The organism is Hydrogenimonas urashimensis, from assembly GCF_016593255.1.
Lineage (GTDB): Bacteria > Campylobacterota > Campylobacteria > Campylobacterales > Hydrogenimonadaceae > Hydrogenimonas > Hydrogenimonas urashimensis.
In genome coordinates, this window is record NZ_AP023212.1 from 1,072,768 (window position 1) to 1,087,639 (window position 14,872).

Below are 14,872 nucleotides of genomic sequence, written 5' to 3' on the forward strand. Positions count from 1 at the left end.
TTTGGTGTGTAGCGCAAAAGGAAAACACCCTTCTGCCCTCCCCAATCACCCTTCACCTTGAAGACGAGGGATATCATGGCGGCTGAAGAAGAGGTCATCATCCTGGAAGAAGGCGAGGAGGGAGGCGGCACTGCCGAATCTTTCAACGAGCAGGAAAGTCCGACATCCGAAACCCCCGGGCGAAAAAAGAGAAAACTCCTCTTTCTGCTGGGAGGTATCGGCGTGCTTCTGCTCCTCATGGTAGCCGCCCTCGTACTCCTTCTTGCCAAAAAAGAGAAACCGCCGATCGAGAAAGTCGATACCGCCGGTATCGCCAAAAAGATCAAATCCTCCGAAAAGGTCCGACCCCTCGCCACCCCCTCCCAGATCGAAAGAATGATCAAAAAAGCCAACCTGCTCTACGAGAGGGGAAACAAGAAGGAGGCTCTGTCGCTTTTCGAACAGATCGCTACCTACAGCGCATCGATCTCTTATTACAATCTCGGTGTGGCACAGATGAAGCAGGAGCGCTACGACGAGGCGATCGAATCGTTCAAACGGGCCATAAAAAACGGCGAAAACCGCTGCATCAGCGCCATCAATGCGGCCGCATGCGCCCTGCATCTGGGAGATCGGAAACGATTCGAGTACTATCTGCAGATCGCGGAAGGAAATCTGGCGGACAGCTACAACTCCTCCTTGTACAGCTATCTCTACGCCCTGATCAACTACTACAAGGGAAACTATTTCGAACTTCTGAGCGCGGCGACCCATCCTGTTTCGAAGAGTTACGACAAGGAGCTCAACCAGATCGGGGCCATCGGTTTTACCGTTTTCAACCGACCTCTCAAAGCGATCGACATGCTGGAGCGGAGCGCTACTCCGCGCGATTTTCTGGTCCTGGGACAGCTCTACGCGCAGATTGGCGACTACCCCGTTGCCGTTCAGTATCTCCAGCGTGCGCTCCATGAATCGGACTATCCCCTCGAGAGCCGCAAGTCGCTGGCCCTCGTGGAGCTGAAAAACATGATGCCGCAGCGCGCTTCGGAGATTCTTCAAAAGATGAAGAGCGATTTCAAGGGGCGGGGAGAGAAGCTCTATCCCATCCGAACGAAACTGCGACCGTCGGTCTACGATATCCAGGCGGCGCAGCGGCGCTACGCCATCACGGAGATGATCAATCCTCCCAACGCCTACAGGCTCCTTTTCGAATTCGCCCCGTTCAAAGTCTTCAATGCCACACAGACAATCAACTACATCAAAAAGGGCAACGCTTCGATCTATGTTGACGAAACGCCGGAAGCGACGAAGTATCTGAAACGAAGCTCCAGCATCTCCCGCGTGAACCTGAAGATTTCAAAAGCGATCGGAGCAGCCATCGACTACCGCCTGCGCAAAGCGAAGGCCCTGCTGCAGGATGCTCTCAAACACTATCCGAACCATTCGATCCTCCATTACAACCTGGGCCTCACTTACGCGAAACTCGGCAACTTCTCCAAGGCACACAAGCATTTTCTAAGAAGCTACCATCTCGATGCGACCAACTATCTTTCCGCCATCTTCGCCCTGATGTGCGAGAAACTGACCGGCAAACCGATTCCCCAGATCGAGCAGTTCGTCAACGACGATCTGAGCCAAATCGAAAAACCGACGGAGACAGAGCGCTTCTACCGGACACTTTTCTACTTCTATCGGGGTGACATATCGGCCGCTACGAAATGGGTGCAGAGCGAACACAGCAACCGTCCCATCTACCTGCTTCTGGATATCCTGGTCTCATCAAGCCAGGGGATGTGGAAAAGAGCGCAAAAGAGTGCGAAAAAGCTCAGAGACCGCCTGCGCGACGATCTCCTCTCCCATCTTCTTTATCTGCAGATCCGCTACAGGAACGAGGATATCAAACAGTTCAGCATCAAGGTCCAAAGATACCTCAAAAAACACCCACTGAACCTCGATGCCGTCTATTACGGCAGCGCTTTCACGAGAGAGAACTATATCGCCCTGCGCTTCGTAACCGGAACACTCTATCGTTTCAACCACAGACTGGAACAGAAGCTTCTAAGAGAAGTTGAGGATCCGGTGGGAATTGTCGAAGCACTGGCACTGAGCGACATCTTTTTGAAGCAGTACGAAAAAGCCTACGTCCTCTTCAATCAGCTGGTGGACAAGTACAACATGCAAGACAGCCGTACGCTCTTCCTGGCCGCGGTCGCCTCGGTAGGCGCGGGTCACCCCGCGAACGCGTCGGCACTGCTGGAACTTTCCAAACTCACCGATCCCAACAACCTCGAAAGCCGATACGCCCTCGGCCTTCTTTATCTGGAGCAGGGCAATACGGATGCGGCGATTATCCAGTTCTCGAAAATTCCGGACGGTGCCTGCAAACCGGACTATTTCGATTTCGAAATCAAAGATTTCGGGAAAATCGCTCCGGCCCCAGCCTCACCTTCAGCGCCAAACCGCTAACCCGTTCCCAGGCTACGGCGCTTTATACCCCTTCGCACTCATCGATCTGGCACTCGTCCGGAAGCATGGAGAGGTAGCTGTTCAAAGCGCCGATGTAGGCTTTGGCACTGGCGAGCATCGTGTCGATGCTAAGGCCGTGGCCGATCACCGCGTTTTTCGTCTCGTCGAACCGGACATTGACCACCACTTTCGCGAGCGCGTCTTTGCCCTGGGTCACCGCTTCGACACGGTAATCCATCAGCTGTCCGGTATGTCCGCTGATTCTATCGATCGTTTTGAAGATCGCATCCATCGTTCCGTCACCGATACCTGCATCGAGCAGCTCCTTGCCTTCGTGCCTGATTTTGACGGCGGCACTGGGTACCCCGCCCGAACAGTCGGCGATCTGCAGCCCCACCAGTTCGTATGTCTGGGGGATGTTGGTGATCTCGTTGGCGATCAGCATGCGTATATCGTCGTCGTAGATCTCTTTTTTCTTGTCAGCCAGGATTTTGAACCGTTCGAACGCTTTGTTTAGATCCTCGGGGCCAAGCTCGAAACCGAGCTCTTCGAGACGCTCTTTGAAAGCGTGGCGGCCCGAGTGTTTTCCCAGTACGATGCGGTTCGCCTCCAGGCCGATATCTTCGGCCCGCATGATCTCGTATGTCTCCTGACACTTCAAGACACCGTCTTGGTGGATGCCGCTTTCGTGTGCGAAGGCGTTCTTGCCCACGATCGCCTTGTTGGGCTGGGGCTCGATACCGGTAATCGCCGCGACAAGGCGGCTTGTGGGATAGATCTCTTTCGTATTGATGCCGGTTTCGACATCCGTAAAGATGTCGGAGCGGGTTTTTATCGCCATGACGATCTCTTCGAGGGCCGCGTTACCCGCGCGCTCACCGAGTCCGTTGATCGTGCACTCCACCTGCCGCGCACCGTTCATGACCGAAAAGAGCGAATTGGCCACTGCCAGCCCGAGGTCGTTGTGGCAGTGGACCGAAATGATCGCGCGCTCTCCCACATGACTGTGAAGCTCTCTGATCATCTCTCCCATCTCCTGGGGCAGGCGGTAACCCACCGTATCGGGAATGTTGAGCGTCGTCGCACCCGCTTCGATGACGGCATCGAGAATCTCTTTCAAAAATCCCATATCGCTTCGTCCGGCATCTTCGCAACTGAATTCGACATCCGCGGTGTAACCCTTGGCCAGTTTCACCGCCTCGACGGCTCTGCGCACCACCTCTTCGGGCCGCATTTTCAGCTTGTGCTCCATGTGTATCGGGCTCGTGGCGATAAAGGTATGGATCCGTTTGTTGGCCGCCGGTTCGAGGGATTCCCCGGCCTGGACAATATCTTTCTCGACAGCGCGTGCCAGGGAGCAGACGGTGCTTTTCTTCACCGCCTCGGCGATCCGGCGGATCGCGTCGAAATCGCCGGGACTCGCCGCCGCGAATCCCGCTTCGATGATGTCCACGCCCAGCTTTTCGAGCTGCATGGCGATCTTTATCTTCTCTTCGGTGTTCATCGACGCACCGGGGCTCTGCTCCCCGTCTCGTAATGTGGTATCGAATATATAGACTTTCTCTTTTTTCATAGGTTCAATCCTTCATCTTCTAAAAAAAATCGGTTTGTCGTTGTGGAGATTAAAAAAGGGGAGATAGGAGAGTGTTCTTTATTTCGATTTTCGGCAAATGCTTGATCGCGATAATACGGCCGGTTTCCGTCCCGTGCATCGTCTCTCCTTTCCTATTGAATTATGGAAGTATATCATATTGTCCCGCGACCTTTACTGATTTTTATTTTCTCATGATAATTTTTTTCCAATCTTTCAGGATCGGTTGGCACTCTTTCTGAAAAACAGCATGTAGACGGCCCGGCCGACCCCCCAGACGATGTAGAGCGTGATCATCAATGCGAACCCTTCGATCGGAAAAAGATAGAGCAGGGAGGCAACACCGATCAGAAGAATCAGCGTCTTTGTCAGCATTGGCTTTTTCAGCTGCACGGTTTTGAAACTGGGATAGCGGATGTGGCTTACCATAAGAAACGAGAGGAGCAAAACGGCAAAAAGAAGCATCCAGTCGAAGCGGTGCAGCGATTCGTAGCGTTCGTACATCAATACCCATATCGAAACGAATACCGCCGCCGTCGGAATCGGCACCCCGATGAAAACCGTCGGGTCGCTTTTGGGACTCATCACATTGAACCGGGCCAGGCGGATCGCGCCGAAGATGATGTAAAGGGCCGTGACAAGCACACCGAACCGTCCATACGCCTGGGCAACGTTTGTGTACAGAAGAATGGCGGGGGCGGCCCCGAAGGCGACGATATCGGCCTGGGAGTCGAATTCGGCACCGAACCGGCTGGTAGTGTGGGTCATGCGGGCGATCCGCCCGTCCAGGCCGTCGAAAAGCAAAGAGAGGAAGATAAGCCAGACCGCCTTCTTGAAATCGCCGTGAATCGAGGAGACGATGGAGATGACACCCGAAAAGATCGAGGCGGCGGTAAAGAGGTTGGGGAAGATATAGACAATCTGGAAATGGCGCTCTGCCATCAAAGATGTCCGTAGCCTAGAATCGAATAGCCTCCCCTGACCCTCTCTCCTTTTTCGACGGTCGGTGCGATCGGGCCCGGCATCGTGAGTTCCACGATGCCGTCGGTGAGTATCGCCTGGGGCTCTCCGGCAATGACAGGGCCTTTGTGTCGCCGCGCCGGAAGGCCCAGGGCGTACTTCCCGCAGACAACCCGCATCGTCAAGGGCATTTCGCCACAGAGGTATCGGATGGATGCCTGCTCGTTCAACGTGAATGCCTTGGGTGTCTCGGTACCCAGAAAAAGGCCGTGCAAGGGGGTGTGTCCTATCACCTCCCCGGCCACCGGCGATCTGACGACGGCGGGACCGAAAAGATCTTTTTTGATTCTTACCCTCACCCCGCTTTCGGATTTTTCCACGCTTTCGACCCAGCCGTCAACCGGCGAGACGATCGCGTCCTCACGGGTATCGAACGGGGTACGCTTTGGGATATAGAAGAGGTAGGCCGTCGCAAAACTGACAAGAAGCAGCAGCAGATTCACGATCACCTCGTCGCTGACGATCAGAACCAGCAGCGTTGCCGACCAGACAGGCAGTATGTATCGCCAGCCCTCCGGCAGTATGGCTCCTTCCGGGCGCATCAATCCTCTTTTTGGGAGGCCTCTTCCTGCTTGCGGGCCTCACGGGATTGCGCTTTGAGCTCTGTCTCTTCCGGTACGAGCTTCGATTTGATGCCATGCTTCTTTTCAAACTCTCGGATGATTTCACGCACCTTTTTGCCTTCGATCGTCTCCGATTTGAAGAGCTCTTCCACCATCTCCTCGATCGCTTCGCTGTACTCCTTGAGACGGGCGACCACATGTTTGTAGCGTTCGTTCAGGAAACTCCTGACAAAATCGTCCATCTCTTCGGCCGTCTTTTCGCTGTACTCCTTCTGACTGTATCCGCCACCGAGGAACATGTTGGTCTGTTTTTCAAGCACCATCAGCCCCGCCACGTCGCTCATGCCATAGAGACTCACCATCGCCTTGACGATATCGGTCGCCCGCTCCAGGTCGTTGCTGGCACCGGTGGAGATTTCGCCGATGAAGACCTCTTCGGCCGCTCTTCCGCCCAGCAATGTATCGATCTCGGCGACGAGTTCGTGTTTTTGCATCAGGTATTTGTTCTCTTCGGGCTTGTTCAGCGTATATCCCAGTGCCGCCAGTCCCCTGGGTATGATCGAGACTTTCGACACCTGTTTCGCGCCGGGGGTCGTTTCGGCGATCAGCGCGTGGCCGCTTTCGTGGTAGGCGACGATGCGCTTCTCTTTCGGAGAGATGCGGCGCGATTTTTTCTCGAGACCCGCGATGGCCCTCTCCACCGCTTCGAGAAAATCCTCCTGTTCTACCTGCTCCTTGTTCTGCCGGCCCGCCAGCAGCGCCGCCTCGTTGACGATATTGGCCAGGTCCGCCCCGGCCAGACCGGCGGTCAGGCGTGCGATCTCCTCAAGGTCGACATCGGGTGCCATCTTGATATGTTTGACATGCACCTGCAGAATCTTCACGCGGCCCTCGAAGTCCGGCTTGTCCACCAGCACCTGCCTATCGAAGCGTCCCGGTCGCAGAAGTGCGGGGTCGAGCACTTCGGGACGGTTGGTCGCCGCCAGGACGATGATCGGTGTATCGGAGCTGAAGCCGTCCATCTCCGCAAGAAGCTGGTTCAGCGTCTGCTCCCGCTCGTCGTTTCCGCCGATCTGGCCGCTGGCGGCCCGGCTCTTGCCGATGGCGTCGATCTCGTCGATGAAGATGATCGCCGGCGCCTCTTTTTTCGCCTGTTCGAAAAGATCGCGAACGCGCGCTGCCCCCACACCCACGAACATCTCGATGAAACTCGATCCGCTGACCGAGAAGAACGGGACGTTCGCTTCGCCGGCCACCGCCTTGGCCAGAAGGGTTTTGCCGGTTCCCGGAGGGCCCACCAGCAGCACCCCTTTGGGGATCTTCGCGCCGAGCCGGATGTATCGTTCCGGATACTTCAGAAATTCGACGATCTCCTTGACCTCCTCTTTCGCCTCTTCCACGCCCGCGACATCGTCGAACTTGACATTGGGTTTTTCGGAGTTGACAAGCTTTTTGGCACTTCCCATGCCAAGAATCCCGCCCCCCATGTTTTTCTGCATACGGCTTGCGAGGAACATCCAGATACCAAAAAAGATCAGGATCGGCAGCACCCAGCCGAAAAGTATCTCGCCAAGCCAGTTGTTTTCGGTGTAGCCGCTGTACTCCACATTCATCCTGTCCAGCAGCGGGATCAGGGTATTGTCCTCGCCGACTTTCTTGGCGATGTAGAGCGTCTTGAACCCTCCTTCGCTCGAAATCGCCTTGATCGAGGTCTCCCCGATCGAGACATATTTTATCTTGCCCTCTTTGATCATCTTCTTCAGATCGGAGTAGGGAATGGTTTTCGTCTGTGTCACGGGTGCCGTTCCCATCGCATTGGGATTGTTGGCACCGAACTGCCCCTCCTGCGTGCCTATGAAACTTTTGAAAAGAACGATGATCAAAAGCGAAAAGATCGCAAAAGTCAGCAGAGGATTTTTGTTGAAAAAATTCTGATCGTCCGGATTTTTTTTCGGATTGTCCGCCATTTTTATCCTTGTTTTCTGTAAATTTTGGTCCGCCACTCGCTATCGGCTATGGTCTCAAGCAGCTCGAGATCGCCGAATGCATCATCGATCTGCGCCTCTTTTGTATCAAGTATTCCGGAAAGTATCAATAGCCCGCCCTCTTTAGTCCGTTTTTTTAAGTCTTTGGCAATCATCCTGAGCACGTCCGCCACGATGTTCGCCACCACGACATCGTACTCTCTTTCGGCGGCGGGAACCGATCCCTCCCATATCTTTTGCGGCTTTTGATCGTTGAGAGAGAAGTTGTTTTGCGCGTTGTCCACCGCAAGCGGATCGGTGTCGCACGCATCGACCCGGGCACCGAGCATCGAAGCCGCGATCCCCAGGATGCCGCTTCCGCAGCCCACATCGAGAAATGCATCGCCCGGTTTGACATATTTTCCGATCGCTAACAGGCATCCGGCCGTGGTTTCGTGATGACCCGAACCGAAGGCGAGGGCGGGATCGATCATGATATTGCGTTTCCCCTCCTTCGGGGACTCCCAGCTCGGGTAGACATAGAATTCGCCCACTTCGACGGGGCGAATCGCTTCACGGTACTGCGCGATCCAGTCGACATTCTCCTTCGTCTGTGCCGACGTCTCGACACTAACCGCCTCGCCTGTCCTGGCAGCAAGGAGTTTCGCGAACTCCCTGGCGCTCTCGGCCAGCGGCGCCACATCCTCTTTCGATCGAATAATCAGGGAGGTGTCGGTTATTTCGATCGCTTCGGGAAAGAGAGACTGCAGAAAATCGAGGAAAAGGTCGAGATGAGCCGACGGCGTCACCGTCAACTCCCAGTAGGTATCTTTCATCAGTCGTTGAGGCCCAGTACCGCTTCGAGTTTCTCTTTGAGCACCTGCGGCGTGAATGGTTTGACGATATAGTTGTTGACACCCGCCTTGAGCGCCGTGATCACTTCCGCTTTGCCCCCTTCGGTCGTCACCATGATGATCGGGATATCCTCGAAAGAGGCCTCGCCACGCACCTTTTTCACAAGCTCCAGCCCATTCATGTTCGGCATGTTCCAGTCGGTGATCAACACCCCGATATCGTCTTTGTTCGCCTGCATCACTTCCCAGGCTTCCTGCCCATCCGCCGCCTCGAGCAGATCCTGGTACCCCAGCCGATTCAATGTATTTTTGATAATCCGACGCATCGTCGAACTGTCATCTACCACCATGATCTTCAAAGTCGGTCCTTCATCATTAAAAATAAAATTGTCTCCATTTTATCGTCCGCTCCATTTAAAGGAGTTTAAGCAACGATTTCGAACGCTTTTCGCAGATCGAGCGTTCCCTCGTAGAATGCCTTGCCGACGATGACACCGGCAATCTTCCCCGTCGCGAGCAGCGCTTCGATATCGTGCAGATCCCGAACACCGCCGCTGGCGATCGTGTCGATGCCGCTCGCCTCGGCGATACTCACGGTAAAATCGACATTTACACCCGAAAGTGTACCGTCGCGCCCAACATCGGTACAGATGATCGCCTCGACGCCGCAGTCGGCGAATGCCCTCGCCAGATCGGTCGCTTTCATACGGCTCACTTCGGCCCATCCTTCCACGGCGACGTAACCGTCGATCGCGTCGATTCCCACGGCGATCGGGTATTTCGCCGCCATCTCTTTGACGAAATCGGGATCTTTGACGGCGACGGAGCCGAGAATCAGCCGGTCGATTCCAAGATCAAGATAGCGCTCTATCGTCGCTTCGTCGCGGATGCCGCCGCCGAGTTCCATCTTCAGGTTGCAGTTTTTGCGGATCTTTTCGATCTGTACGAGATTTTTCGGTTCTCCGGCGAAAGCCCCGTTGAGATCGACGAGATGGAGCCATTTCGATCCCATCTCTTCGAAGGTTTTGGCCAGCCGCCACGGCACGTCGCTGTAGATTTTGGCGCTTTGCATCACCCCCTTTGTTAGGCGGACCGCTTTGCCGTCTTTCAGATCGATTGCCGGTAAAATTTCCATTATATCTCCACAAAATTTTTCAAAATTTTCAACCCGTTGTCATGGGACTTTTCCGGATGGGGCTGAATACCGAAGACATTGCCGTTTTGTACGGCACTGACAAATTCGTAGCCGTACCATGTCCGTCCGATCACGTACCGATCCGCCGTGACGGCGTGATAGGAGTGGACGAAATAGAGGTAGAAGCCTCGTTCAAGCCCTGCAAAAAGCGGCGTCTCCTTCTGAACGAAGAGTTCGTTCCATCCCATGTGCGGAATCTTGTGGGGCGTTTCGAAAAGACCGGAATCGAAAGGGACCACCTCCCCGGCAATGAGTCCCAGCCCCTCATGCTCTCCAAACTCGAGGCTTTTTGAAAAAAGTAGCTGCATCCCGAGGCAGATGCCGAGCATCGGCTTTCCGCTTTTGGCGAACGCCTTGACGGCTTCGTCCATGCCATTTTGTCTAAGATGCTCCATCGCATCCCCGAAGGCCCCGACCCCCGGCAGCAGCACTTTGTCGAAGCGGCCCACTTTTTCCGGATCGGAAACCACCTGCGAAGAGGCCCCGATTTTGGCCAGGGCGTTGCGGACGCTGGCGAGATTGCCCATATTGTAGTCGATAATCGCTATGAGTTGATTGTTCACTTTGGTCTAACGCTCTTTTCTGGTACTTGTGATGTAAAACGACAGGCCGAAAAGCAGCAGTGTAACACCGCCGATCAGATAGACGGCATAGGTCAGTTTTTCGGGGTCGATTATAGCAAATTTGAAGACAAGCATCAACGCTTCGATCGCCAGCGCAATGATGATGGAGCCAAGAAAGCGGACCATCGTTTTATGTATTTCGTCAGGCTCCCCTCTTTTGTGATGCCCCAGCACCTCCTCCTCGAAGATCGCCTTGACCAGATCGAAAATGGCCAGAGCCAATGTCAAAAGAATCGTCGCCTCGAACATCTCTTTGATATCGATATTGAAGACATTGAACTGGGCCGTGAAAAAACTTTTGACACCGTTGATGAAGAGAATGAGGGCAACAGCGAACAACGCCAGGGAAAAAGCGGCGTAGTTCAGGCGCGTGAAGCGACCGAAAACCGTCTCTCCCGAGGAGGGGTGGACCATGTGGAGCAGTTTGTCCAGGGGGATGTCGGCACAGACGACATATTGAAGCTGACCCTTGTCGTTATAGACCGGATAGGCCGCCGTGACAACGAGTATGCCCTCGATTCTTGAGGGGTAGGGATCGGTCAGAATGCACCGTTTTTCCCTGACGGCACGGTAGTAGTAGGCCCGATCGGCGCGGTTCTCGCCCTCGCCTTTGCGGAATGCCTGTGTTCTGCTGATATTGTTGATCAGCTGGCGTCCTTTGGCATCGAGCACATACAGCGTATCGATCTCCTTGACCTCTTTTTTGATTCTTTTAAGAGCCGTGACAATCGTCTCCAGCGTTACTTCCGGCGTTTTGTTCGGAATATTCCTCGCAAGCAGGTAACAGAGATAGGCCCGCGCCTTGGGCCGTATTTCCGAATACTGCTGAATCTCTTTGATGACCATGGAATACTCCTTGACCTTTTTTAAAATTTTAACGAAGAAAGAGCGTTTTTCAAACTTCTGATTTCATTTGGCAGTGGTTGACATTGTTTTTTACCGATTTTTATTAACTGATGTTGCGCAGTAGACGTCATCATCCACGGCACCAGCGCCGCATAATCTCCGCGTTGCGGCGCCATCGGCGTAGCTTCGGCTATGCCCGAACCTTTTCGCCTCGCATTGCATACGTTCTCGTTGGACGGATGGCGGTGTACATTGCATAACATCAGTTATTAAAAAATATTCCAAGTGTCCGATATTACCATCACACTGTTATCAATTCAAGGAGAATGTATGCGAATCAAGTTTGGAAATATGAGCGTTGTTGCCAGTGCGCTGCTCACAAGTACCCTGCTGTTTACAGGCTGCGGCGGAGGCGGAGGCGGAAGCTCTGTCGATGTCACTCCCCAAAGCACCACCATTTCTGGAAAAGCGGTCGACGGCTACCTGCAAAAATCTCTGGTATGGCTCGACCTCGATGCCGACGGAGTCCTGGACGAAGGGGAGCCTTCGGATATCTCCGACGAAAACGGCCAATTTCACCTGACCATTACGGAAGAGGTCAAAAACGATCCCAATTTCGCGAAAGCCCAGATCGTCGCAAAAGGCGGTATCGACAAAGATACCGGCAAAAAATTCCCCGGAAAGATTATGGCGCCCAACACGGGCGAGGAGAAGATCAACCTATCTCCTGTCACCACGCTGGTCGCCAAACTTGTCGAAAAAGGGGAAGATGTCAAGAAGGCCGAACGGAAAGTCAAAGTCTCTTTGGGCATTTCCGAAAATGTCGATCTCTTCGAAGATCCGAAAAAACTTGAAGAAAGCGGTCAAAAAGAGTTGATCGCAGCGGCGCTCTCTTTGCAAAAGAGTATCGAAATGATCGCGGCGGCCGCCAGCGGAGACGATGAAGAAAAAGCCGCAAAACTGCAGGAAGAACTCTACGATGCGTTTGCCTCGGTGCTTGCCGAAGAGAACACAGAGGGATCGGACGAAGCCTCCGGTGAGGAGACCTCTTCAAAACAAGGCGTAGAGGGGCTTCTTGATGCGGCCAAAGACAAGAATGCCTTGCCCGAAGATATCGAAGACGAACATATTGACGATGCAAAGAGTTTGGCCAAAGATGTCAAAGAGGCGGTCGAAAGCGGCAGGGATTCCGGTGACGTGGAAAAAGCGGCTGCCCTCTACACGGCCGATACGATCTCAGGAACGGTCACCTCTTTTGATGATCTTATTTCAAAAACCAATGAACTAGAAAAAAAATTCCTCGTCTATCGGCTCAAAGATCTGAACCTCGAAGATGCCGATGCTTTGGCGGATGCCCTGCTTGCGGCCGGATTCGATGCCGACAAACTGATCGATCCGAGCGACGAAACACTGGAAGCACTGAAAAACAACGAAAAATTCAAAAGAGTCTATGCCGCGCTTCTTAAAGAGAAAAAAGAAGTAGAGGATGAGAGCGAAGAAGCATCGACACCCCAGGGAAGCGTCGCCGCGACCATCAAACCGGGCTTTGTTTTCTATGAAGTCGATGCGGACGAAGAGGACGGGAGAATCGAGATCGAATTTCAGACCCACTCGCTCAATGCCGACGGCACGGTGGGAGAGAGCGAAAAAGCCTTCGTCAACGGCCATTGGATCACGGATGAGGAACACAGCGACGACAGCGACTATGTCCTCACATCCGACGGCTGGGTGAAGGAGAACGGCAACGACAGGTATGTCATCAATGACGACGGGTCCGTTACGATAAACAATAGGTTCAAAGTCGCCATCGCCAAAGAGAAGGATATCAGCGGCACCTACATCGTACCGCTGGGCGATACGGTCGCCGAGATCGAGATGCCGGCAGGAGCGAAAGAGTACCTCAATACCTATGAGACGATAGCGAAGGGGTATTACATCTGGGACAAAGAGCGTGCCTGGGGCATCGAAGGGCAGGAATACTACGCGAATCTCGGAGAGTTCATAGCGCATCAGTGCGGCGAACACTGGTTCGACGGCAATCACGAAGGCGGTGTCGCATTCGCCGGCACACAAAACGAAGACGGATCCTGGTCCTGCGACGCAAGCGCCACGAGCGGTACGCTTTTTGAAGTAAAAGGCGGCGACGAAACGCATCCGGCGACAATCGTCTCCGAAGATGCCGGAACATGGAAGATCGAAACCGTCAACGGTGTCAAGATTCTGGTGATCCATCCGAAAAATCCGGAATATGCCGACGAAGATGGTGAGACGATCTTCACGGAATTTGATGGAGCGGTCTGGCGTGGAGAGGCCGAACCCGCAGGTCGGCACGAAACCTGGCACGCCTACAACAAAACCGCCTACGAGGCGATCGAACAGTATGTGGAAAATCTGGCATCGTCGCAAACGGATGAGAGTGAGAATACAAACAAAGAGAGCGGTAGCGGCATCGATGCCAAAACCCTCTTCGCCGGCAAAACGGTCTATACTCCGATTTCCGGGCAAAACGGCACTCTGGAACGATGGGTTTTCAGCAATGATTTCAGCAGCGTGACATGGACGGAAATCGAAGGTGGCAACGAGAGCGCGACAGAAAGCATTACCGATGTCGAGGGCGCCTCTTTCGTCACACACGACGGTGAAGAGGAAAGCCGCATCACCATCACCAAGGTAAGCGATGGATATTTCGAATTCACGGTCAATGGCACAATACAGGAGCGCGGCTACTTTGACGAAACGCTCGCCAGAGCCAATCTTCTGGGTGAAGGCGGCAACGAGGGGTCGGCGGAAGAGGGTTCGGGCACATCCGGGAACCCTGACGATGGCGATCATCTCACCGACGAAGAGAAAGCGCTTCTAAACGCCACCCCGATTCTGAAACTCTCGGCGGGATACACCTTCTACGAATTTGACGCAGAAGACGAAGACGGGGGAATTGAAATCGGCACCGGCGTCTATACGCTCGGAAGCGACAACAAAATCTCCGTTACGGAACGCCGATACGAAGGGGGTCAATGGATCGAGGATGACGAAAACGACGATCTGGTGCTAACGGCAGCCGGTTGGGCCCCTGAGACCAACACACCTGCCTACCGGATCAACGAAGATGGCAGCATCGTCGTAGACGGAGCGGAAAAGATCGCGGTCGTCAAAGAGACGGATATTTCAGGAGAGTATACCTACAGAACCGAAGATGGCCAGAGTGTCACCGTCACGATGCCCGCCGGATCGAAAGAATACAAGAACAGCTATGAAAAAGTGGCGCCCCAGTACTATCTGTGGGAGAAGAAACGGACCCACGGCAATATCGAAGGCCAGGAATATTACACCTCTTTCGGTGAATTCATTGAAAACCAGTGCGGTGACCGCTGGTTCGCGGGTGACGAGCATGGCGGCATAGCGTTCGCCGGAACCCAAGACAACGATGGGCACTACGTTTGTGACCCCAATGCCAAGAGCGGAAAACTTTTTGCCGTACAAGGTGGCGACGAAACGCATCCGTCGACTGTGGTTTCGGAAGATGCCGGATCGTGGGAGATCAAAAATGTCAACGGAACCGAAATTCTGTTCATCCATCCGAACAATCCCGACTATCAGGATAGAGAGGAAGAGAGAATTTTCAGCGTCTACAACGGCACTCTCTGGAAAGGGTCGTACGAAAAAGCCGGAATCAAGGATATCTGGACATCCTACAACCAAACGGCGTTCAACGCACTAAAAAGTGCGGCCGAAGGGGGAGATTTCGAATAGAAGACACCCTCTTCTTCGTCC

11 protein-coding genes are annotated in these 14,872 nt (G+C 53.9%); 2 read left to right on the forward strand and 9 right to left on the reverse strand.

Features of this window, described 5'->3' with window-relative positions:
- Nucleotides 1-75: 75 nt before the first annotated feature.
- On the forward strand, nt 76-2,445 hold the full coding sequence (locus JMG82_RS05425) for a tetratricopeptide repeat protein (protein ID WP_201353950.1): 2,370 nt from the start codon (nt 76-78) through the stop codon (nt 2,443-2,445).
- A gap of 22 nt (nt 2,446-2,467) precedes the next feature.
- Here the strand turns inward: JMG82_RS05425 and JMG82_RS05430 are convergent, their stop codons facing one another.
- The 9 genes from JMG82_RS05430 to JMG82_RS05470 all read right to left on the reverse strand — a co-directional run bounded on the left by JMG82_RS05430 (nt 2,468) and on the right by JMG82_RS05470 (nt 11,101).
- Complete coding sequence (locus JMG82_RS05430) at nt 2,468-4,018, reverse strand: 2-isopropylmalate synthase (protein WP_201353952.1); 1,551 nt, start codon at nt 4,016-4,018, stop codon at nt 2,468-2,470.
- Between the two features lie 234 nt (nt 4,019-4,252).
- Entirely contained in the window at nt 4,253-4,978 is a 726-nt protein-coding gene (gene pssA, locus JMG82_RS05435) for a CDP-diacylglycerol--serine O-phosphatidyltransferase (RefSeq protein WP_201353954.1), read from the reverse strand.
- Nucleotides 4,978-5,598, reverse strand: a complete 621-nt coding sequence (locus JMG82_RS05440; RefSeq protein WP_201353956.1) for a phosphatidylserine decarboxylase — start codon at nt 5,596-5,598, stop codon at nt 4,978-4,980. The genes pssA and JMG82_RS05440 overlap by 1 nt, the downstream gene beginning before the upstream one ends.
- Nucleotides 5,598-7,586 carry an ATP-dependent zinc metalloprotease FtsH gene (gene ftsH / locus JMG82_RS05445; protein ID WP_201353958.1) on the reverse strand — a complete coding sequence of 663 codons (1,989 nt, stop codon included), beginning with the start codon at nt 7,584-7,586 and terminating at the stop codon, nt 5,598-5,600. The genes JMG82_RS05440 and ftsH overlap by 1 nt, the downstream gene beginning before the upstream one ends.
- A gap of 2 nt (nt 7,587-7,588) precedes the next feature.
- Nucleotides 7,589-8,419 carry a 50S ribosomal protein L11 methyltransferase gene (locus JMG82_RS05450; RefSeq protein WP_201353961.1) on the reverse strand — a complete coding sequence of 277 codons (831 nt, stop codon included), beginning with the start codon at nt 8,417-8,419 and terminating at the stop codon, nt 7,589-7,591.
- Entirely contained in the window at nt 8,419-8,796 is a 378-nt protein-coding gene (locus JMG82_RS05455; protein ID WP_201353963.1) for a response regulator, read from the reverse strand. Before JMG82_RS05455 ends, JMG82_RS05450 begins: the two co-directional genes overlap by 1 nt.
- A 65-nt stretch (nt 8,797-8,861) precedes the next feature.
- Entirely contained in the window at nt 8,862-9,572 is a 711-nt protein-coding gene (hisA, locus tag JMG82_RS05460) for a 1-(5-phosphoribosyl)-5-[(5-phosphoribosylamino)methylideneamino]imidazole-4-carboxamide isomerase (protein WP_201353965.1), read from the reverse strand.
- Entirely contained in the window at nt 9,572-10,195 is a 624-nt protein-coding gene (hisH, locus tag JMG82_RS05465; protein ID WP_269089361.1) for an imidazole glycerol phosphate synthase subunit HisH, read from the reverse strand. Before hisH ends, hisA begins: the two co-directional genes overlap by 1 nt.
- A 6-nt stretch (nt 10,196-10,201) precedes the next feature.
- Entirely contained in the window at nt 10,202-11,101 is a 900-nt protein-coding gene (locus JMG82_RS05470; RefSeq protein WP_201353967.1) for a PDC sensor domain-containing protein, read from the reverse strand.
- Between the two features lie 330 nt (nt 11,102-11,431).
- Between JMG82_RS05470 and JMG82_RS05475 the strand changes: the two genes are divergently transcribed.
- Entirely contained in the window at nt 11,432-14,851 is a 3,420-nt protein-coding gene (locus JMG82_RS05475; protein WP_201353968.1) for a hypothetical protein, read from the forward strand.
- Nucleotides 14,852-14,872: the final 21 nt, after the last annotated feature.